General features: G+C 40.2%; 21 protein-coding genes. 2 read left to right on the top strand and 19 right to left on the bottom strand.

Translation table 11 applies throughout. From position 1 onward, the window contains the following. Window positions 1-575 precede the first annotated feature (575 nt). Window positions 576-2,165: a formate transporter FocA gene (gene focA / locus AAEY93_RS14170; protein WP_124013733.1), complete on the top strand. Its 1,590-nt coding sequence runs from the start codon at window positions 576-578 to the stop codon at window positions 2,163-2,165. Window positions 2,166-2,561: 396 nt separating this feature from the next. Here the strand turns inward: focA and AAEY93_RS14165 are convergent, their stop codons facing one another. From AAEY93_RS14165 to AAEY93_RS14145, 5 genes are read right to left on the bottom strand one after another with little or no spacing between them, the layout of a single operon-like run. Continuing rightward, the gene (locus tag AAEY93_RS14165) at window positions 2,562-3,191 is read right to left on the bottom strand and encodes a hypothetical protein (RefSeq protein WP_124013734.1); all 630 of its coding nucleotides are present in this window, start codon (window positions 3,189-3,191) and stop codon (window positions 2,562-2,564) included. Beyond that, window positions 3,188-3,682 carry an RNA polymerase sigma factor gene (locus tag AAEY93_RS14160; RefSeq protein ID WP_233768519.1) on the bottom strand — a complete coding sequence of 165 codons (495 nt, stop codon included), beginning with the start codon at window positions 3,680-3,682 and terminating at the stop codon, window positions 3,188-3,190. The genes AAEY93_RS14165 and AAEY93_RS14160 overlap by 4 nt, the downstream gene beginning before the upstream one ends. After that, entirely contained in the window at window positions 3,679-4,428 is a 750-nt protein-coding gene (locus AAEY93_RS14155) for an HvfC/BufC family peptide modification chaperone (protein ID WP_351077736.1), read from the bottom strand. The genes AAEY93_RS14160 and AAEY93_RS14155 overlap by 4 nt, the downstream gene beginning before the upstream one ends. Next, on the bottom strand, window positions 4,425-5,255 hold the full coding sequence (gene bufB, locus AAEY93_RS14150; protein ID WP_351077734.1) for an MNIO family bufferin maturase: 831 nt from the start codon (window positions 5,253-5,255) through the stop codon (window positions 4,425-4,427). Before bufB ends, AAEY93_RS14155 begins: the two co-directional genes overlap by 4 nt. Window position 5,256: 1 nt before the next feature. After that, the gene (locus AAEY93_RS14145; RefSeq protein WP_124013738.1) at window positions 5,257-5,547 is read right to left on the bottom strand and encodes a BufA1 family periplasmic bufferin-type metallophore; all 291 of its coding nucleotides are present in this window, start codon (window positions 5,545-5,547) and stop codon (window positions 5,257-5,259) included. Between the two features lie 594 nt (window positions 5,548-6,141). Between AAEY93_RS14145 and AAEY93_RS14140 the strand changes: the two genes are divergently transcribed. After that, window positions 6,142-6,897, top strand: coding sequence for a hypothetical protein (locus AAEY93_RS14140; RefSeq protein WP_124013739.1), 756 nt, complete (start codon window positions 6,142-6,144; stop codon window positions 6,895-6,897). A gap of 356 nt (window positions 6,898-7,253) precedes the next feature. Here the strand turns inward: AAEY93_RS14140 and AAEY93_RS14135 are convergent, their stop codons facing one another. The 14 genes from AAEY93_RS14135 to AAEY93_RS14070 form a co-directional block, all read right to left on the bottom strand. Continuing rightward, entirely contained in the window at window positions 7,254-7,922 is a 669-nt protein-coding gene (locus tag AAEY93_RS14135) for a glutathione S-transferase (protein ID WP_164839481.1), read from the bottom strand. A gap of 260 nt (window positions 7,923-8,182) precedes the next feature. After that, entirely contained in the window at window positions 8,183-9,145 is a 963-nt protein-coding gene (locus AAEY93_RS14130) for a sensor domain-containing diguanylate cyclase (RefSeq protein ID WP_124013740.1), read from the bottom strand. 229 nt (window positions 9,146-9,374) lie between these two features. Then, a complete protein-coding gene (locus tag AAEY93_RS14125) occupies window positions 9,375-9,818 on the bottom strand; it encodes a YybH family protein (RefSeq protein WP_124013753.1) in 444 nt (147 codons plus the stop codon). A 75-nt stretch (window positions 9,819-9,893) separates the two neighbouring features. Beyond that, the gene (locus AAEY93_RS14120) at window positions 9,894-10,790 is read right to left on the bottom strand and encodes a CopD family protein (RefSeq protein WP_351077728.1); all 897 of its coding nucleotides are present in this window, start codon (window positions 10,788-10,790) and stop codon (window positions 9,894-9,896) included. Between the two features lie 15 nt (window positions 10,791-10,805). Continuing rightward, the gene (locus tag AAEY93_RS14115) at window positions 10,806-11,228 is read right to left on the bottom strand and encodes a copper resistance CopC family protein (RefSeq protein WP_351077725.1); all 423 of its coding nucleotides are present in this window, start codon (window positions 11,226-11,228) and stop codon (window positions 10,806-10,808) included. Further along, window positions 11,225-11,563, bottom strand: a complete 339-nt coding sequence (locus AAEY93_RS14110; RefSeq protein WP_233768521.1) for a copper resistance protein B — start codon at window positions 11,561-11,563, stop codon at window positions 11,225-11,227. The genes AAEY93_RS14115 and AAEY93_RS14110 overlap by 4 nt, the downstream gene beginning before the upstream one ends. A 42-nt stretch (window positions 11,564-11,605) precedes the next feature. Next, complete coding sequence (locus AAEY93_RS14105; RefSeq protein WP_233768522.1) at window positions 11,606-11,779, bottom strand: DUF411 domain-containing protein; 174 nt, start codon at window positions 11,777-11,779, stop codon at window positions 11,606-11,608. Continuing rightward, complete coding sequence (locus tag AAEY93_RS14100; RefSeq protein WP_233768523.1) at window positions 11,763-12,122, bottom strand: DUF411 domain-containing protein; 360 nt, start codon at window positions 12,120-12,122, stop codon at window positions 11,763-11,765. The genes AAEY93_RS14105 and AAEY93_RS14100 overlap by 17 nt, the downstream gene beginning before the upstream one ends. Window positions 12,123-12,261: 139 nt before the next feature. Beyond that, on the bottom strand, window positions 12,262-12,627 hold the full coding sequence (locus tag AAEY93_RS14095) for a hypothetical protein (protein WP_233768524.1): 366 nt from the start codon (window positions 12,625-12,627) through the stop codon (window positions 12,262-12,264). 613 nt (window positions 12,628-13,240) lie between these two features. Beyond that, window positions 13,241-16,369 (bottom strand): efflux RND transporter permease subunit, encoded by a 3,129-nt coding sequence (locus tag AAEY93_RS14090; RefSeq protein ID WP_335687721.1) that lies wholly within the window; start codon window positions 16,367-16,369, stop codon window positions 13,241-13,243. Continuing rightward, a complete protein-coding gene (locus tag AAEY93_RS14085; RefSeq protein ID WP_124013745.1) occupies window positions 16,369-18,000 on the bottom strand; it encodes an efflux RND transporter periplasmic adaptor subunit in 1,632 nt (543 codons plus the stop codon). Before AAEY93_RS14085 ends, AAEY93_RS14090 begins: the two co-directional genes overlap by 1 nt. A 22-nt stretch (window positions 18,001-18,022) precedes the next feature. Continuing rightward, window positions 18,023-19,402 carry a TolC family protein gene (locus tag AAEY93_RS14080; RefSeq protein ID WP_233768525.1) on the bottom strand — a complete coding sequence of 460 codons (1,380 nt, stop codon included), beginning with the start codon at window positions 19,400-19,402 and terminating at the stop codon, window positions 18,023-18,025. After that, window positions 19,399-19,800 (bottom strand): hypothetical protein, encoded by a 402-nt coding sequence (locus AAEY93_RS14075; protein WP_233768526.1) that lies wholly within the window; start codon window positions 19,798-19,800, stop codon window positions 19,399-19,401. Before AAEY93_RS14075 ends, AAEY93_RS14080 begins: the two co-directional genes overlap by 4 nt. 982 nt (window positions 19,801-20,782) lie before the next feature. Continuing rightward, window positions 20,783-21,133 carry a cupredoxin domain-containing protein gene (locus AAEY93_RS14070; RefSeq protein ID WP_101031547.1) on the bottom strand — a complete coding sequence of 117 codons (351 nt, stop codon included), beginning with the start codon at window positions 21,131-21,133 and terminating at the stop codon, window positions 20,783-20,785. Between the last annotated feature and the right edge of the window lie 3 nt (window positions 21,134-21,136).

Raw genomic sequence — 21,136 nt, 5'->3', positions numbered from 1 at the left:
TATTATGATCCAGTCTTATCGTTTCAAATCAATTAATGATCCACCCTTATGGTTTCGGGTTTTATCATTCGGTTTTACAACTTTTTCCTAATTTGTTGATTTCTGACACTGGCGGAACCAGCGTTAATGTTGCAATAACAGGTGAATGATATGCCATTTAGGCCGTTTGGATGTTAAGCACGCACAATATTTTTATTTATTAAATTCTCTTAAAATCAACTCCCCTTCTGCGGCCTGAAAAATTGATACCTAGTATCAATTTTTTGTTTTCACTGTATGGCTAGGTTTGAGGGCGCGTGTGGTCTCATATCTATCATTACTGTGAAGTCAGCGTATGTATTTTCATTCATGAGCATTTGTCGAATTGGCCTAGCCCAAAAAGCCAAAACAGTGTCAATTGCGCTATCAATTTAATTGATACATTACCTAAAAAAGTCTCAATATTTGTTTGCATTTTATTCTGTATTCTGAACTGGCACTAACAACTCAACAAACACATTCAAGGAGTTATCAATGTATATAGCATATGTGAACCCCCCTCCCTTTGGCGTCAGTAATACGTTGTGGAAGGCGTTATGAGAGGGGCTGACGCCCAAGGGGCGAACCCACAACTATTAACTGCAAGGCAGATAAGTCATCTCGCCGTGGTTGATAAATCAGCTGTTATGAGTCCTTTTGAAAAAGCGGCTGAATATGGACAAGCTAAAGTCACTAAGCACTTTGGACAGTCATTTGCTCTCTCTGTATTTGCAGGTGCATTCATTGCGCTGGCATTTGTCTTTTATCTTACGGTTACGACGGGTTCAGCACAGAGCTCTTGGGGCTTAGTCAGATTTAGTGGTGGTATCGCTTTTAGCCTAGGACTCATTTTCGTTGTTGTCCTTGGTGGCGAACTATTTACCAGTACCGTATTAAGCGCCATTGCCTGGGCACAAAAACGGGTTACGACCAAGCAGTTGCTTGGTTGCTGGATGCGCGTGTATTTTGGCAATCTCTGTGGCGCAATGCTGATACTGGGATTGGTAATGATGTCGAAAATGTATGCCATGGATGGTAATGAATGGGGGCTCAATGCACTACATGTTGCACAACACAAGATCCACCATGATTGGAGTCAGGCTTTTGCCCTTGGAACCTTATGTAACTTGCTCGTGTGCCTAGGTGTCTGGATGACCTTTAGTTGCAAAGACGCTTTAGCTAAATCGTTACTGCTTATATTGCCGGTGGCGATGTTCGTGTCCAGCGGCTTTGAGCATAGTATTGCCAACTTATTTATGGTGCCGCTCGGAATTGCCATTCAAAACTTTGCGGGGAATGAATACTTCATTGCTTTGGGAGTCATGCCACAAGTTTTTGCGGACCTTACTATTAGTAATTTTGTACTTCATAACCTTATTCCGGTGACGCTGGGCAACATTCTAGGGGGCGCGGTATTTGTAGGCCTAGGTTATTTTTGGATAGATAACACCAATGCAAAAGTAACTGACGAGGTGCCATCGCTACACATTAATCCTATTACACAAGGTCACGCACAAAACGAGTCAATATCAGAACAGTTTCAACACTCAAGTAATGCTTCACAAACTCAATATCAACCAAGTCAAGAGGACTTAGCCATGAAAAATAAAATCCAAAAACTTATCGTTAGTGAATTAATGGACAACTCACCGACCACCCTTTCAGTTGATACTACTATTTATCAGGCGCTTACGCTGTTAGCGAAAGACAACCTTCGCAGTGCGCCAGTGGTCGACAATGATAATCTGCTATTAGGATTTGTGTCGGAACAAGATCTAATTCGCTCACTTTGGTCTGAGGAGTTTGCTTCCGATTTGCCGATTTCAGTGAAAGATATCATGCAAACCAAGATGCTCACCGTGGCACCTACAGATAAAATTGCTCAACTGCTTGAGTTTATGGTGGTTGATAAGAAAAAACTATTTCCTGTGACGGATTCGGGCATGTATATCAGCGGTGGCTACCAGAGCTATGAAGAGCGCTTGCGTGATGCATCTGCGACGGTACCAAGTAATTACCCAGTGGTTGAGCATGGTCGTTTATGTGGGGTTATCCGTCGCGAAGCGCTGATGCAGATGTTCTCGAAGCTTTATAGCCCAAAGCACGATGGTATTTCACATCCTGTTGAGCAACAATCAGTAGCATAGTATGGTAACAAGATCGAGCTAACACTTTGCCTAGGCAGCTTTAGTTTTGGATAATAAAGGCTTCTAAAACAGTTATTTACTTATCTTGCCCCGAGTTGAGGTTAGGTATACCAATAAAAGGCTAGCGTTATCGCTAGCCTTTTTATATGCAAAATAGATTAGCGGGTCTTGATGTCAACGAGCAGTAAAGTCTGAGACTGGATTGGCAACGTTGGTGATGCATTTAGTGTAATATTCTACATCGCGGTATATAACTGGAATTGAATTGAATGTTCACCTTCAATGATTTGCCGGGTACTCAATACGACACAGTATTTAGGCTGATCGAAAAGTCACTCAACGGCCTTCTTTTAACAACTTCACATTCCTCAAACCAATTTTGGAAACTAACCTTGTTTATAGTGGCTGCACTAAGGCCATCAACAATCCATTCTCAGTCCATAGTGTTACGTGAAAACCTTTAACGTTATATGTTGTTGGTTTTTCGCCACTTTCTTTAGCCGGAATATCACCAAATTTTTCGGCGTCAAAGCCGACTTGGTAGAGTGTTAACATGTTACCTTGTTTATCTTGATAGCGAAGTTGCGCTGCAATCTCGCTTTTTATAGAGCAATATCGTCCTCCCAACATTGTCATGCCGCTCAGCTCGGTCGCTGCTGATTGAACCGGATTAAAGTCGAGTTCAGTAAAATAAGAACTCACTATTGCAAAACTATCGCTTTTTACTTCTAGCGGTCGTAAACGAACATGATTTGCCACAACTTCTTGCGCTAATTGCACACCATAAGTCGAATTTTCAATCTGCATATAAAAAGTGACCGCTATTCCCAATAAAAACGTCGCGGCTATTGCTAGCCAACGGCTCTGCTTCTTACTATGTTTAATCGTAAATAATTGACTATCTATATTTCTCTCACTGTTATTTTCTGATGTGGATAATATCGCGTTCAATGAGCCAAGCTGCGCCGCACTTAAATTTTGCTGGTTGTAGTGATCTTTTGTTGCTTGCTTCAAGGATTTTTTCATTTGCTTTCTCCTTGTTGTGGGGGCAGGCTTTTATCTGCAATGACGACCGCTTTTTTCTTTATTCTGTGTAACCTAGAAAGTATCGTACTTCGTGGCTCATTTGTTTGTTCAGCTATTTCAGTGGCGGTATATCCCATTACCGCCGAAAGGAAAAGTGTTTCACGCTCAGCCACATTAAAACTCTTAAGTAAATGCTCTATATCGTCACTATCTATCAGGATTTGCTCGAACGAAGTCGTAGATTCTAAGGTGGTGATATTTTCATTGAACTCAGCAAAAACGATCTTATTCTTACGACGGCAATCATCAATAAATTGGTTACGAATAATGCGCCTCAAGTAACCCATTCCTAAAGTTTGCTCACTGGTTTTTTTTACCCATTTTTCTAATGCACTTTGCAACAGATCATGAGCATCTGCATTGTGATTTGTTAGGGCCAAACAATAGCGGTAAAGCAGTTGTAATTCATCATGACTCAGTTGCATCGTCATAGGTAAAATCCACCAATCCAGCCTTGCTCAATATAACGCGGCAAGGCAGTTTCATCACGCTGTGAAATATCATCTAGAGCAATACCTTGGGCGATATCTTTAAGTAATAAAAAATCATCTTTGGTAATAGCGGAAACCATGGGCTTGTATTGTGGCCGTTGCACAACGAGAGGATCGCCTCGTCCCTTAGAAATAGAAGCCAGTGGCAAGTCTTGGTCATAAAATCGCCACAAATCAACTAGTGGCCACACGGAGATAAGTGGGTTGATGTCATCAACCAAGTTAAATTTACACAATAATTGTTGTTGTTGCGATAGTTGTCCAAAGGCATCAAACTGAAAAATCTCTCGCGGCTTTGCATAGTAGCTCTGGATGCATATCCAATCTAATCGTGCGACATCGGCAAGATACGGCACTGAAGCTAGTGTTTTATGATGAGTAAGGCAATATTCTATAAAATCAGGGAAGGTATTCCCATATTGGTCAATGTTATCTTGCGTAAAAGATGTTTGTTTAACAAAATCGGTCGCCAATTGGGTAAAACAACTATTTCCGACTAGCTTAGCAACCTGAGGGTAGCTAATAAACAACATATTCACGAGTCCCGAGGTGTAATTACCACGATAGGTTTCCATGCGTTTTTGAGCATAAGTCGATGTCAATATTTGAGGCGAAGCTTGCAGGGCATTGTCCGTTTTCGGTTGCACATACCTAGTTAGCTGCTCTTGCCATACTTGTAATGTCATGCATGCACCTTTGGGGTTGTTTCGAGCAATAACTGAGCTTTGTTTCTTTCGGACATAAGTACCGACCAAACCGGGATATTGTTATCCCACTCAATGAGTGTTGGTGTCGGGCCCGTTAATGCCAGAGCTTTCTTGTATAATGCCCATACTTCGTTGGATACTGGGCTACTGTGCCCATCGAGTAAAAATCCGTCTTTACGTTCAAAACCGGCTAAATGTATTTCCTTTATTCGGTTTATAGGTAATTGTTGTAAGTAACTGATCGGATCAAATTGATGATTAACACTGTTTACGTATAGATTGTTTACATCAAGTAATAAGTCACAATTAGCTTGCTGAACAACCTGGCAAATAAACTCGCCTTCAGTCATGATGCTCTGTTGACATTCGATATACCCAGATACATTTTCAAGTAGGATGGTTTGTTCTAAAAAATCCTCAACGACTTGAATACGGTTACACAAATGCTCGCAAGCTTCTTGGGTATAAGGCATTGGTAATAAATCCGGAGTGCGTAATGTGGCAACACCGGAAAAGCTGCAATGTTCAGAATAGTGGCACGCACCGGTTTTTGATATGAGTGCTTTAATTTTACCAAGATAGTCAAAATCCAAGGGGTCGAGACTACCAAGCGATAAATTCACGCCATGTAATGCAATTGGATATCGCTCTGAGATTTGCGCCAAAACGTAACTATCTAAACCACCACTAGCTAGCCAATTGTCAGCCAATAATTCGAACCAAGGCATAACTGGACGCTCACTTATTACAACATCTAAATGAGGTGTTCTTAGTCCAACGCCAGCAGCCTTTGGTAATTGCATCATGTTATGATTTTTCTGTTTTAGCCGGTTTTATTTTAGCCACTATTCCGCCAGTGATCTTTTCACACGTTCCTTCGGGTACATAAACCCATTCCTGAACCGAATTAGTAACCGTTGATTGGCCTGAACAACCATGTTTGCCGTCTAATGAACCGCAGTCATTTTTACCTTCTTTTGCAATACCTGCGCATTTTTCCCATTGTTTAGGTTGATCCGGAACGGCATTCGCCGTCACTGACATGCCTAAAGCTAAGATACCTGCTATTGAGCTCGCTACTCTTGCTTGTTTATTCATTTGAGTTTTCCCTTTCACGGTGAGCAATACAAAAATATATTGCTTTCAATTAGTCAGACGTTTGATAACCGTTTTTGATTGCATTTGTGAATTTTTAATTTACAACGAGTTATCGCTACTCTTTATAAATAGCTTCCTATGCGTATCTTGTAAACTCAGGAAATTATCCTAGCACTATCGCCTGTTCTGGATTAAACAGCCGTGCCATGACCAATATATTTGATTTTTAGTGCGACTCAATAACAGCCTAGTAGCAACCATTAATTAATGGACTTAATTGTGCGAGCTCGCTGACTTTTTTGCGAATTTTGGCCTAACAACGCGGCTAAAAAATTAATAATAATGGTAAAAGTGGCAACTAATTTGGCTAGCGTATTTCCGCTACCAGTCCTTAAGAACATATAGGTCAATAACATTAAAACATATAACCAATCCTTCCATAATTCAGCATAGTTATATTAATTTAGTCTAACCCACTCCGGTTGGTGATTTTTCAACCTGCTATCTTTAATCGACAGGATACGTTTCAAAAGTTGTAATCTGCTGCGTATTGATACTCGCTTTGCTGTTATTAACTTCTTAAGGAACCAACAAATGAATATACAGAAAAGATGGTTTCCATCTCTATTCATCGCCCTCATCGTAGGGGTCATGCTGCTGCCTCCTTTGGCGTGGGCCAAAGAAAGCTTGTCAGATTCTTGGATAATGACGCCCAAAGACGGAAAGTCTATGGAATTTGAACAGGCCTTCAAAAAACATGTGGCACGTCGAGCTGAACTCAATGATCCTCGCAGCTGGCGCGTTTATGTGCCTGTGTTAGGAGATGAGTTAGACCGTTACGTTATTCGTTCTTGCTGCTTTGGCTGGCAAGGTTTTGACGAATATCGCCAGTGGAGTGAAGATAAAGATCCCATGACCGATTGGCAAAAAAATGTCGATAAATTAGTCGATAAATATGAACACTATTTTTCGATGATGGACATGGACAATAGTAAATGGGCAGATGAGTTAACCTATAAATATGTGGGGGTAACGCACTATACGGTGAAGCAAGGTCACTGGCGCGCAATGGAAGAAGACAAAAAAATATTGAGTGAGGCGGCAAAAGTGCAAAAATGGCCTTATTCATGGTCGTGGGAGTCTAGTGTTGGTGGCGCCAGCGTGCTTATGTTAGCCGTGCCTTATAAAAGTTATGCCGAGATGGAGCCCCCTGAGACTGGTTTTGCCAAAATGTTGGCAATGCATTTGGGTAGCGAAGATAAAGCCAAACAAACTTTAGAACGTTGGGCATCCCATTTTGAGTCGACTCACTACGCCTTGTACGAATGGCGTGAAGATCTTTCCATGTAGGAGAATCGCAGACCCCACTCAGGTGGGGTCTTCAACAATGAAATATGCGTTATACCCTTCATCATTATACTGCCTGTTGTATACAGATTGAGTTGATCGCATCAGTTCATTATTCTAATCCAAAAGTCTTGACTTCAAACACTTGCCATCCTTCATCACCGTTTTAGCTGACATCCAATTTAATGCCAAGTTTGAAGATATGAAATGGTTAATCGGGCTAAAGGCAAATGTTAATTCATTATCTTGCAAAATCCGTTTACTTTGCAATTCAAAATAGATTAGGCAATATCAAAGACATTGATAACGAGTCTGTAACAATAGAGCCCTGATTTATTGATTAAATGACCAAGCCAACGCTACAGACTGTCTCCAAAAACAACGTCTTCTTTTGAGTCTAACCACATTGGATATTGCGCCATCACCTTGCTGAACATTCGACTCTGTAAATAGTGATTAAGCCACTGGCGCAATTTTGGATAGGGAGATTGTAAATACCATTGCCGCTCTACTCGGGCAAACTGACGAATAAAAGGCATTAATGCCAAATCAGTTAAACTGGGGGTGTCAGACATTAAATATGAGTGCAGGCAAAGGCGTGACTCTAGATCAGCAAGGTATCGTTCACACTGCTGCCTATCTTTAATGAGTGACGGCTCATGGTAACGTTTAGCGCAGCGATACTGTTCTAAATGTCCCTTAAACTCATTATCAAATCGCGCAATAACAGCCAACATATCAGTAATAGCGTTCGGCGCTGCTTTATTAAGATAATCATCAGGGTCTGTTTGCGAAAATGCCCACTGCATGATAGATAGACTTTCATCAATGACGAGGTTATCTGCGGTGACTAAAACAGGGACTGTACCTTTAGGCGAAAGGTTAAGCATCTCAGTCGGTTTATTACTTAACACTAAGTCGCGCAGCTGAACTTGTTGGCCAGATGCATAAATGGCCAATCTAGCCCGCATCGCGTAGGGGCAATTTCTTAAAGAATAGAGTACAGGTAATGCCATTATTTCGTTCATCGTCGCTCAATTCGCCGATAGGAATTATTTACTTTAACGATATTCATTAGCAAAATATACGCATAATAGCCTCTCCCCCTATTAAATTTCTAACGTCACGATATAACCCTGGAACTAAATATTTACTGATCAGCACTCGACTGATCAGCAGAGCAATATCATTTCATATTAATGATGTTGGTTCGTCTGCTGAGCTTATAAAATGGACTAGACATGATTGTTCAATAAAATATGTTTTATCGTCACGAGCCCCTATCAATCTATCCAACCTTACCTCTTTTGTTTTCGTACATTGCTGCATCCGCATCTTGGATCATCTCTTCTATTGACTTATCCGTATCATGTTCAAAATGCATTGCACCTGCACTGTACTCAATTTGGTATGGCTTATTTAAGGTTTCATTTACCCTTTTCACCGCGGCAGAAAATCGCGCTAACGCTAAATCAGCCTTTACCCCGTCAGAGTCACTGAGCATCGCAACAAACTCGTCTCCACCCAGCCTACCGATCACGTCACATTCACGGAATGAATCAAGCATTATGTTTGCAAACGTGGTTAAGACAAAATCGCCTTCATGGTGGCCATACTCATCATTAATTGCCTTAAATTTGTTTAGGTCAAATAATATAAATGACATTGGCACTTTATTACGTCGACACATTTTTAAACTATGATTAACCAGAGTCAAAAAACCGCGCCTATTAGAAATCAAGGTTAATTCATCCAACGTAGCAAGTTGAATAGATTCAATTTCTTGCTCAATCATAGTCCCTAAGTCTTTAAGCAACTGCTGGTCTTCTTCATTAAGGATTTTAGGTTTAGAATCAATAAGACATAAAGTACCTATATTTATTCCTTGCCTAAGATTTAAAGGATAACCGGCATAGAATCGAATGTTTGGAGCATCTGTAACAAGAGGATTGTCAAAAAAACGTTCATCTTTTGAAGCGTCTGGTATGATAAATAATCCATCTTGATTAATGGCATGTCCACAAAAGGATATATCGCGAGGCGTTTCGGAAGCATCAATTCCCTGCTTGGATTTAAACCATTGGCGATCTTCGTCAACAAAGCTAACAAGTGAAATGGATACGTTAAACATACGTTTAGCCATACGAGTAACACGATCAAAACGCTCTTCGTGCGAAGAATCAAGAATTTTTAATGCTCTCAACGCATGTAATCGCTCTGCTTCATTCTTTGGAACTTCTGGTTTAATCATAGTGATCCGCTTAATTTTGTATACTCAATTTGAGTATATCAGTAAATTCGTACGCGAATAATTATCCCAACGCATTTACATTAGGTCACTATAAATCAATAGTAAAAATTGGAAGTCCTTTTCCATAAAGTATCATGCCTTAGCATAATATGAGTCATTGTGGTTTGCTTGGGAGCACCGACAAAGTAGCTCAAGATAATCCTTTATCTACATAATGAAATCTGTACCTTTACGACCAGTGCACGTGGGTAATTTTCCAACTACCATCAACTTGTTTGACTAATACCAGGGTTTCCATGGTTATTGAGTCAACACTTTTGCCTTTATATTCTCCTTGTGCGTGACTGATTGCAGTTGAAATAGCGATGTCACCCGTTATGGTAACTCGATGTTCTTTGAGCGTAATCGATAAACTTTTTAAGTAAGCCATATCGGCATGCATGTGATGACTGGCGTAATCAGCAAGTGATCGTTCTACTTTGCCGCCCTCAAAAATTTGGACGTTTTCAGCTAATGATTGCCTAATAAGGGTTTCATTCCCTGTTTGTAAGGCATTATGAAACTGTTTAACGACCTTACCCGCAGCTGAATCAACACCGACAAACTCACTTTTCTCAATGGCGTGAGTTTCATCACCATGGGCAAACGTTAAGTTGCTGTTCCCTGTCGATATAAGTAATATCAAGCCCGTTAATAATATTGTTACAGGTCTATTTTTCATTATTATCTCTCTGTTAATTTATAGCGATTATCCAAGGCTAATAGGACCTAGCACGCTCGAAAGTATTGCTGTTGTGGCTAATATAATCAGGGCAACTAATGCTTCTAATCCAATCGATTTTTGTAGCTTTCGTTTGGCGAGTGGTGCTGTAAAAATAGTTAAATTCGGCACTAAAATAAATTTATGCCAAGCCGCAATAAGCAAAATTATAGCGACTAAACTTAGCTTGATGGTGACCGCTATACCATAATCTGAACTGAGTAATTCAGTGGGACTATCAAACAACATCCACACCATTCCCATGCCTGAAAGCAACACTAGAATGACAATCCCTATGCCTATACGACCAAATGTATCCATGACATTTTGTATGACGATGTTGTCATCGATATTGCATAGTTTCCATAACGGATAAAAAGCCCCTATCCAACTTGCTACAACTAATACATGTATCAGTATCAACCCTTGGGCAATCAATCCCAGTTCTGCACTGTGTCCAATAAAAGTGAACGTGATAGCAATTAACAGGGTGCTGATGATAGATATTGCAACCGACAAATGTCTAATATTATTGTTTTTACTCAACATCCTGCAGCTTGCTAATAGCATTGAACCAAAACCAATTAAACGCCAAAAGACTGTGTCACCTACTTGAGTTGGCCATAGGAAAGCATGCATCTGCGCATCAAACATTCCCATCAATCCTGTTTCAGCAAAAGAACCGACTTGAGCAAAATAATTTATACCAACGGCCAACAATCCAAAAGCGGCACCTAAACCGATATATTTAGCAACGCTAATTCTGAGATTAGGTTGAGCCTTAATGAGATGTTGCATCAATGTGCCGCCAATAACGGCGGCAACACTAAGATATATAACCCATTTTGACATCAATACCGATATTTCAAATACGGTTAATATCATGATTTACGTATCCAATTATTGATGTTCAGTATGCTCTTTTGTGTCGTGATCCATCGACATAGGTGTTGCACTGTGAGTGTTCATGCCAGCATTGTGCAGCATAAAGCTCATGTTGCCTTTCATCTTATGGCCGTCGTCACCCATGATCATCCAGTTAACCGTATAATTAGCTGCGTTTAATGCTGGTAGGGAGAATGAAAACGCCTCTTGGCTGGTCGCGCTTGATGGTAATGTTAGCGGTATGCTTTGCTGCTTTTCATCTTGCATTGTTAATTTGACCAAACGCACGGGAGCAGTAAAGGTCAGTTGAAGTGTTGTTGGGGCCTGACTCACCATGGATCCGTTAGCGGGCATAGAATCGCTCAACCCGACATGAGCCAATGCTGATCCGCTCAAAAATAGACCGGTTGCAACTAATGCGCTGTTAAATAACTTCATAATATTTCCTTTTGTGTTTTAACTATCGAAAAAACGTACTTAAATAATGGCTTAAAACCAAACTTTAAACCCAATAACCAACTGTGTTTCTTGTGTATCTTCCCCTTCATTTCGAGCCTAATCGGCGCTAATACCGAGTTTCTGACGCCGAACAATACCGATATAAGGAGCAAACTCTCGTATCTCAGTCGTAATCCTGCGCTCACATCTGATACGCAAGAACCGATCCCAAGCTCTGCGTCATCATTACCAAATAAATTAATTTCTACCTCAGGTGTTAATATCAACTTTTGAGTAATTAACCGTTCAACGGCGTCGGCTATTGTTAGGTTCATTATCTATGGTTTGAATAATTGGCTTTATCATATATTTAGATTTCATTTTACAGACTCCTCAAGAGTATTCACTTGGGCGTAAACTTGGCTACTGCCATCAGTTTTCATCAGTAAAACGTGGTATGGCATAAATTTATCTTGGTACTCCATACCAGGACTGCCCACAGGCATAGCCGGCACGGTTAGGCCGATAGCATCTTTAGGTGGTGTTGCCAAAAAAACGACTAATAAATTTTGCCGGAATATGGCCTTCAAACACATAACCTTGAGATGACACTGCGGTATGACAAGATTGCATAGATGTAGGAATACCCTTTGATTGTTTAAACTCATAAAGGTTGTCAATATTGTGGGCGTTAACACTAAATCCGCGCTCACTAATATGAGTCAGCCATTTCTCACAGCAGCCACAATTGGCATCTTTATAGACAGTGAGTAATGGGGCTGTGGTGTCGAGTTCCGCAGCCTGGACAGATAACGTTAATCCCATTATTTGCATCATAAGAATAGATCCAATAACACGATAAAACACGACTAAGTTGTGATATGTAGCAGACATAATATTGCCTCCAAATCAAATTTCGTAACATTAAACAACACGGTTCAATGTCAGTTTGTTAACCGATAATAGTTAAACAAATATAAAACACATGATTGGTTAGGACAGTTAGCAATAAAAAGATATAACTGTGCCTATGTTAGGCAAATATAGGAGGACGATATAAAGAAGATCGATACTGAGGCATAAGTTCTGAGGTAAACATAGCAGTAGAATTGAATAAGTTGACGTATGATTTAAGGGTTGGCATTGCCATCGTTAAACCAACAGATAAGCATGAACCGACAGTGCAATGACAAGCTTGGGCGCAGCAATCATCATCAGCATTATCACTTGTCATAGCCACTTGCATACTAACATCGTGGCATGGATTGCCATTATCTACAGGCATATTCGAAGAAGTCATTGAGCTCATTGGCATATTACCTGGCACAATCACAGACGCAAAAGTCTGACCGACAAACGTCAGTAAGACAAACATCATGATTAAGCGAGCTTTATGCAAAATAGATTCTCCAATTACTTTGTATTGATCATAGTGAAACGTGCTAGCTTAAGCAATGTAAACTTATTCAATATAATCATTAAAATCGTTACAAACACAATATGCCGACATTAGTTTAATATCAATTTAATCAATAATTTATATTACGATGAGTATAACAAAAAAATACCCTTGCTTATGGCTTAATTGATAACGACGCCATAAAAAAACACAACAGTAACAATTAATAGAGTCAGTATTATTGCACTGACCATTCAGCCCACCATTGGAGCGGCAATTCTACTCATCACCTAACAAGGACCGGCATCGTGAGCTTGAATAACATTTTGCAAGGCTCAGATAAATAGTATGAAAGAGTGGCTGGATAGCCGATAGCCAAAGCTATATTGGCGTTAGGCCAGTCCTTATATGATCTGTTCAAGAGACCGACACTCATCTATTTCCCTTGCCCTTGCCCTTGCCCTTAATATTTTTATAGCCAAATAAACTCAACGTATTTTAAAATTCACTTGGGTATAACGTAAATAAATACCCCCCTATAAAATATTGTAGACGGGTATTGACTGTTATTTATTAACATCTTAACCAAGTGGGGGTTAACCCCCCACCTACACTAGTCTGCTTTTTTTAATCCTGAAGCACGCCACAAGAAAAATAACGCGGGCAGTATTAACAAGGTTAAAATTACCGAACTTACCATACCGCCCACCATAGGAGCAGCGATACGACTCATTACCTTAGAACCAGTGCCTGTACCATATAAAATCGGTAGTAAGCCGGCAATAATGGCCGCCGCGGTCATCATAATAGGGCGAATACGCAAAGCTGCACCCTCTAATACCGCTTTAAAGACATCATCACGATTAGTAGATAACCCTTTTTCCTGGTGATCTTTTAACATCTCTCGGTACGAAAGATTTAGGTAAACTAACATAATTACCCCGATCTCAACCGTGACCCCCGCCAGGGCGATAAAACCAACACTGACTGCCACCGAAAAATTATAACCTTCAATGTACATTAACCAAACACTGCCGATCATTGCCATTGGCAAAGTACCCATAATCATCAATACTTCAATTACATTTCGGAAATTTAAGTAAAGCAAGAAAACGATAAGCGCTAAGGTTAACGGTACTACATACATTAATTTCGCTTTTGCACGTTGCATATATTCATATTGACCCGCCCATTTGATTGAGTAACCTGCTGGCAATACTAATTTTTCATTAACCACTTTTTGTGCATTTTCAACATAAGTCCCGATATCAATGCCTTCAATGTCAACATACGACCAACCATTTAAACGGGCATTTTCAGTTTTAATGGCTGGAGGGCCATCTTCAACATACACGTTGGCAACATCACCTAGCGGAATTCGTTGGCCACTGGGTGTGACTATTGGCATAGCGGCTAATTTTTCAGGTGAATTACGGTAATCTTGCGGATAACGTAGGTTAATAGGATATCGCTCTAATCCTTCAACGGTCTGTGATATATTCATGCCGCCAATAGCGGTTGCAACAACTTGCTGAATATCAGCAATATTTAAACCGTAACGCGCTGCTTTTTCTCGTTGGATATCAACTTTTACATAGCGACCACCCGAAACACGCTCAGAATAAACCGAGGCAGTACCAGGAACCTTTGCTAAAATTTCTTCAAGCTGTTTACCTATGCCTTGAATAACATTTAAATCAGCGCCAGCCACTTTAATACCCACGGGGGTTTTAATACCCGTTGCTAACATATCGATACGAGTTTTAATCGGCATCACCCAAGCATTGGTTAACCCTGGCAATTTAACTAAAGCATCAAACTCTTTGATCAATTTTGCTGTCGTCATGCCTTCTCGCCACGCCTCATGCGGCTTTAATTGGATAAAGGTTTCGATCATAGTAAGCGGTGCCGGGTCTGTTGCCGTTTCGGCACGACCAATTTTACCAAATACGGTTTTAACTTCGGGTACCGTTTTAATCAACTTATCGGTTTGCTGTAGTAACTGCCGTGCTTGACCAATAGATAATGATGGATAGGTGGTTGGCATATACATTATATCACCTTCATCTAATGGAGGGATAAATTCACTGCCAATTTTATCAAGCGGATACGCACCAACACCCAGTAATAACAGCGCAATAAATATGGCTGTTTTAGGGAAATTCAAAACGGTTTTTAATGCCGGCATATAAATGGCAGTCAAGAATCTATTTATCGGGTTTTTATGCTCAGGTAACACTTTACCGCGAATAAAGTAACCCATTAATACTGGCACTAAGGTAATAGCTAAAATCGCTGAAGCCGCCATCGCATACGTTTTAGTAAAGGCTAATGGAGCAAACATTTTACCTTCTTGTGCTTCTAAGGTAAATATTGGCATAAAACTGACTGTGATAATCAACAAACTGAAAAATAATGCTGGCCCAACTTCCGCAGCCGAATCTGCTACAATTTGCCATCGGTTTTGTTTAGTGAGCGGTGTTCGTTCCATATGTTTATGCATATTTTCTATCATTACAATAGCACCATCAACCATCGCACCGATCGCAATGGCAATACCCCCTAATGACATAATATTGGCGTTTAATCCTTGGGCATGCATAACAATAAAGGCCATTAAAATACCGATAGGTAAACTAACAATGGCCACTAATGCTGAGCGCACATGAAATAAAAACACCATACAAACCAGTGCAACTACTGCAAATTCTTCCAGTAATTTAAAACCTAAATTATTAACTGCGCGTTCGATCAATGAAGAACGATCATACACGGGGACAATTTCGACCCCTTCAGGCAAACCATTTTTTAATTTCTCAAGCTTTGCTTTAACACGGTTGATAACATCTTGTGCATTTTCGCCAAAACGCATGACCACAATGCCGCCAACGACTTCGCCTTCACCATTAAGTTCGGCAATACCACGGCGCATTTGTGGACCAGTACCAATGTCTGCCACATCTTTGAGCAATATTGGCGTACCATCATCGTTAACACCTAAGGGAATACTCTCTAAATCTTTAACGCTTTCAATATAACCGGTAGCGCGCAGCATATATTCAGCTTCTGCCATTTCAATTACCGAAGCACCAATTTCTTGGTTACCACGTTTAATAGCTTTTTGAATATGAGAAAGCGAAAAACCAAAGGCACGTAATTTATCCGGATTAACTTGTACTTGGTATTGTTTAACCATACCGCCAAGAGTACTAACTTCAGAAACACCCGCTACCGTTTGTAGTTCATACTTTAAAAACCAGTCTTGTAAAGAGCGTAATTGGCTTAAATCATGTTTACCTGTTCTATCCACTAACGAGTATAAATAAACCCAACCTACACCGGTGGCATCAGGTCCTAGTTGTGGACGAGCCGCCGCCGGTAAATCTGGCGCTACTTGGCTTAAATATTCAAGCACCCGAGAACGCGCCCAATACATATCGGTATCATCATCAAAAATAACATACACATATGAGTCACCAAAGAATGAATAACCTCGAACCGTTTCCGCACCCGGCACCGACAACATTGCCGTTGTTAACGGATAAGTGACTTGATCTTCTACCACTTGTGGCGCTTGGCCTGGAAAAGATGTTTTGACAATAACTTGCACAGCGGACAGATCCGGTAAGGCATCTATCGGGGTGTTTTTGACTGAATATATGCCAAACCCCATAATGACCAATGTGCCTAGCATCACAAAAAATCTATTTGCAATAGACCAGCGAATAATATTAGCTATCATTATTGACCCTCGCCTTGTTCGTTAACTGAACCTTCAGGTGCCGCCATTGCCATGGCGCTAACAATAACAAAGTCACCCTCTCGAATTTCAAAGGTAAACATCACGTAAGCACCTTCGGTAAATAACGTCATATCGACATCTTCGCTGACAATATAATCAACATTAGCGGCAGGACGATCCCAATCGACAATAGCTTCTCGGTCAACATTCACCATTCGGTGTGCAACCATAACTGATTTAACGGTACCGTTAACCATGGCTGAAGGTATCTGTTTTTTCATATCCTTACCGGCCATTGAGCTATGATCCATACCTTCCATTGAGCTATGAACCATACCTTCCATTGAGCTATGATCGATACCTTCCATGTCCTTACTAGCCTTGCTAGCTTGTTCATGGTTCATACGCTTAAAGTCAGAGGTTTTGCTTGATTCTGAATCGAGTAAGAATTGTGCAGAGGTAACCACTTTTTCACCGGCGGCTAAGCCTGATAATATTTCCACATTATCTCTATCAAAACGGCCAACGTTAACTTCAATGGCTTTAAAGCTACCTTGACCTAGTGCTAATACCACCCGATCTTGGTGCCCAGTTCGCACTAAGGCTTCTTTGGGAATTAATAGCGCACTTTCATCACCCGAGGTGTGCAGACTAATTTGTGCAAACATATCGGGTTTAAAGTCGCCATTTTTATTGTCTACACGGATCCTTACTTTCATTGTGCGTGTTTTAGGGTCTAAGGTTGGGTAAATATAATCGACATTAAGGTTATATTTTTTACTCGGCAAATAATCTAACGTCATGGTTACAGGAGTACCGATTTTTATTTGTCCGGATTGGCGCTCAAATACTTCCGCTTCAACCCATACCTCAGCTAAATCGCCAATCGACATCATGGTTGAGCCTGGTTGGATAAAGAAACCTTCACGAATTTTTAAGTTTTTCACGACACCCTGTTGTGGCGCATAAAAAGTAATATTCTGTTGGACTTTTTTGGTTTTCTTTAATTGAATAATGGCTGATTTCGGGATCTGTAACGAAACTAAACGATTTTCCGCGGCGGTGATCAAACGTTGGTTGCTGCGATCTAATGCCAATAATAATTCTTCTTGGGCATTTACTAATTCAGGCGAATAAATATCATATAGAGGTTGACCTTTTTTAACCGGGTCACCAATTGCTTTAACGTAAAGTTTTTCAACCCAGCCCTCTACTCGCGGGTGAATATGGACTAAAGCATCTTGATCCCAGGCAACATAACCCACAGTATCGATTTGCATATGCAATGGTTGGTATGCTGCATTGACAGTACGTACCCCTAAGTTATTAATAACATCAGGGGAAATACGAATGGTGCCTTTTCCTTCATCAGGGCCAGAACCAGTATTGCCATAATAAGGGATCAGCTCCATACCCATTGGCGACTTACCCGGTTTATCACTTTTATAATCAGCATCCATTGGCGCGACCCAATACAAAGGTTTTTCCTTCGCAGGTTCACTACTTTCACCCCCCGCAGAACTAGCCTGATCCGATGGCGCAAATGCAGTATAGGCACCTAATGTTACAACAGCACCAATTACGGCACCGATCACTACACCCTTCATTTGGGATTTATTACTTGAACTCATGTCTTTCTCCGTATTTGGCAATTTATCGGGTCGCTTTATTTGCACCAATAAATAAATAATTTAATTCTAATAGAATTTTTTGTTGTGCTACATCTAAGGTTAAAATTCTAATTTCAGCATTGAGTACTTCGATATGAGCTCGAACAACCTCAGAAAAATCACCGTCATCATTGGTATAAGCGGTTAAAGAAGCTTCTGCTTGTTCATACATTTGTGGTAATAATTTTTCTCGATAAAGCCGTTGTTGATCATTAAGTCGTAACAAACGCCCTTTGGCCGTCGAATAGTTACTAAGCAACTGACGAAGTAATAATAGCTTTTCAGTTTTTATCGATTCAGTTTGTGATATTGCTGATTTAACATCTTGATCTTGCTTGTTTTGCGTGAAAAATGGTAAGTCAAACGTTACCCCTACAGACATTAAATCAGCACGACTATTACCGGTAGGATCGTCACCGCGAGAACCAAAGCCTGCGTTAACACCCCATTCAGGTTTGTATTTCTGTTTCGCTAACGCAATGCCTGTTTTAGTCGCTTCAATTCTTTTATTTAAAGCGATAACCGCAGGGTGCTGAGCAAAATAGCTTATTAATTGTTCAGGTTTGTGCCATTTATCAGCATAAACTAGCTCACTCTGTTGCAAATCCATTTGTGGGATCTGTTTGCCTAAATTAATGTCATGCAGTGCTAAATGAGTCGATAGCGGATCATCAAGCCCTGATAAATAATCGGATAACCATTGTGACAATTGTCCTTCAAATTTATTTTTCTCTTGTGCTAACACATCCAAACGTGCATCTAGATTAGTCAATTCTAACTGCGCACGAACAATGTCGGTTTGTCGGGTTCGCCCTAAAGCAGCTGAATAACTCGCCTCGGTAATGTCTACTAATTGTAAAAATAACGAACGATCTTTTTCAATTAAGACAACACTTTGTTGTACACGATAAGCATCAAGCCATAATTGCCCCACGGTTAACGCAACTTGCGCTTCTCTGTTTTCTCGTTGAAAGGGATACCCTTGGCTTTTGATCTTTAATTGACGACTGGTGAGTTCCAGAGTGTCACCTCGAGGGATCACTTGGCTAATACCGACTTTAAATTGCGTCATACCTTCTTGATTAAAATTAAAACTATCGGTAGGCATATTAACCAAACCAACAGAAATTTTTGGATCAGGCAATGTATCAGCAGCAATACTTAAAGATTCAATAGCACTTTGTTGATGACGATTTCCTTTTAGCCAAGGGTCGTTCTTTTGTGCAACGCTAATCGCTTGCTCAAAAGAAAGTATTTCAGCCTTTTGAGATAACGGCTCTGCAAAAACAGTCAAGCTACTCATGGTTAATAGCCCCAAGCCAACCATTACCCACCCTTTGCTATGATTTTTACTTTTAATCACTGGTATTGCTCCTTACTTGAATTGACCGCAAATTTATACTCACTGACACAGCTTCTTGCTTTAATTGTCAGCAACATAAACTTCGCTAGCACCATCATTTTTAAGTAATCAAACTTGATATGGCCTAACTTTATCGCCAATGTCCATTGCTGACGTTGCCATTGGCATTGCGGGAACTGACAAGCCAAACACATAGTCAGCATAAGCTTCTTGCAAAATTTGCTAGATAAACTTTGCCGGGACATATGCATGAAAAACAGAGTTATATTTTGAAATAGCGTTATGACAAGAGCGATAACGACGCTCAATCCCTTTTTTATTTTTAATAGCGGTAACAGCATTGCTATGAAAAAATTTGGGGCGTAAATGCCACCCAGCCTTTTGGAAATTAAAGACATAAAGCCTCCAAATTAGTTACCTATATTCGAATTTAATTCGAAAAAAGGTAATATCTCGTTAATTTATTTTAAAAAAGATAAATGAGAAGGAAGGAGATCAGAAATTGATCAAACCATTCCTAGCTAACTAATAACTATAGGAGGGCGATATAAAGAAACGTTGAATTGTGGGATGGTATGTTGAGTCAAACTAGGTATAAAACGACTCACATTAGAGAGCGTTACTGATTGAATTGTCATCATTTCTAGCGCAATTGAAAAGCAACTACCAATAGGACAGTCACATTGATTATCGCAACAATCAAAAGTATCACTGGTTGTTTTGTTAACTAAATCAGTGTCAGACATTAATTGATGATGGCAAGCGTTAGTCGCAGTAGTGCTGGTATCGGTCGTAATGACATTAGATGTACTTAGCATTGAGTTCATATTAGAGGGACATGGCAAAATCACAGACGCAAAAGCTTGGCTGACAAATGTCATCAAGATAAAGATTACTGTGATAAATCGCTTACCAACCAAAATATAACTCCAATATTACTGATAATAATTTACACTCAACTAGCGTAAATCATCTTAGCTAATTGTAATGAATTTTAACGTTAAACAACCTGACCTAGGTCACATTTATAAGTAACAAATCAAGTAGGAATGACTTATGTATGCAATGTAAACGTTTGATATTAAATACATCTATAGTTTTCCCCATAGCCGAATGCGTGTTTATTCATCGACTGGGGTGCCAACCGGTAATTTACAGCATAAAACGCATCTATAAAGATCTCACCTCAGTTTGACTGTAGACCTTGGCGGTGGTTTATGCCAACGCCGTAGCCAATTTATAAGGTCGACGAGACCCTTTGAATACCAACCGCCTCAGTGATGGGCATACGGCTAAAATCAACTAGATATAAGTGACTGGTTTTGTTGTTTTCATCATTACAACACCTTCTCTTAAGGGATGAATGTCGACTCCATATGATTATTCAACGACCAACACCCCTTTATACATTTGCATCTGACAATGAAACGGATACTCGCCCTTTTCCAGTGCAGGTAATGCTATCGTGGTCGGTTTATCCAACGCCAAATCCTGACTAATCTCTAAGTCGGGTAGCAATACCGTGGCTGAACACCCCGATTTATCTTGGCGTAAAAAGGTTATTTCAGTCGGTGTATTGGCGGCAATATTAATTCTTGCTGGCGAATACACACCATCTTTAACCAGAATCGATGTGGTGGCATCAACGCTGGCTTCATTTGACGGTTTGTATAACCAAAACCACCAAACAATGAAACCGATTAGCGCGAGACAAAGTAAATTAATAATCATATT

Source organism: Shewanella sp. CAL98-MNA-CIBAN-0140, assembly GCF_040309905.1.
Classification (GTDB): Bacteria; Pseudomonadota; Gammaproteobacteria; order Enterobacterales; family Shewanellaceae; genus Shewanella; species Shewanella psychromarinicola.
The sequence above is the reverse complement of the archived record's forward strand: the minus strand, read 5'-3'. Positions and strand labels throughout refer to the sequence as shown.

Coding starts and splice junctions, on each gene's coding strand:
- AAEY93_RS14160 (WP_233768519.1), bottom strand. CDS start 3,682: ATGACGATGCAACTGAGTCATGATGAATTACAACTGCTTTACCGCTAT.
- AAEY93_RS14120 (WP_351077728.1), bottom strand. CDS start 10,790: ATGATATTAACCGTATTTGAAATATCGGTATTGATGTCAAAATGGGTT.
- bufB (WP_351077734.1), bottom strand. CDS start 5,255: ATGATGCAATTACCAAAGGCTGCTGGCGTTGGACTAAGAACACCTCAT.
- AAEY93_RS14135 (WP_164839481.1), bottom strand. CDS start 7,922: ATGAACGAAATAATGGCATTACCTGTACTCTATTCTTTAAGAAATTGC.
- AAEY93_RS14110 (WP_233768521.1), bottom strand. CDS start 11,563: ATGAACCTAACAATAGCCGACGCCGTTGAACGGTTAATTACTCAAAAG.
- AAEY93_RS14165 (WP_124013734.1), bottom strand. CDS start 3,191: ATGAAAAAATCCTTGAAGCAAGCAACAAAAGATCACTACAACCAGCAA.
- AAEY93_RS14100 (WP_233768523.1), bottom strand. CDS start 12,122: ATGTCTGCTACATATCACAACTTAGTCGTGTTTTATCGTGTTATTGGA.
- AAEY93_RS14155 (WP_351077736.1), bottom strand. CDS start 4,428: ATGACATTACAAGTATGGCAAGAGCAGCTAACTAGGTATGTGCAACCG.
- AAEY93_RS14075 (WP_233768526.1), bottom strand. CDS start 19,800: ATGTCTTTAATTTCCAAAAGGCTGGGTGGCATTTACGCCCCAAATTTT.
- AAEY93_RS14145 (WP_124013738.1), bottom strand. CDS start 5,547: ATGAATAAACAAGCAAGAGTAGCGAGCTCAATAGCAGGTATCTTAGCT.
- AAEY93_RS14070 (WP_101031547.1), bottom strand. CDS start 21,133: ATGATTATTAATTTACTTTGTCTCGCGCTAATCGGTTTCATTGTTTGG.
- focA (WP_124013733.1), top strand. CDS start 576: ATGAGAGGGGCTGACGCCCAAGGGGCGAACCCACAACTATTAACTGCA.
- AAEY93_RS14130 (WP_124013740.1), bottom strand. CDS start 9,145: ATGATTAAACCAGAAGTTCCAAAGAATGAAGCAGAGCGATTACATGCG.
- AAEY93_RS14140 (WP_124013739.1), top strand. CDS start 6,142: ATGAATATACAGAAAAGATGGTTTCCATCTCTATTCATCGCCCTCATC.
- AAEY93_RS14085 (WP_124013745.1), bottom strand. CDS start 18,000: ATGAGTTCAAGTAATAAATCCCAAATGAAGGGTGTAGTGATCGGTGCC.
- AAEY93_RS14090 (WP_335687721.1), bottom strand. CDS start 16,369: ATGATAGCTAATATTATTCGCTGGTCTATTGCAAATAGATTTTTTGTG.
- AAEY93_RS14115 (WP_351077725.1), bottom strand. CDS start 11,228: ATGAAGTTATTTAACAGCGCATTAGTTGCAACCGGTCTATTTTTGAGC.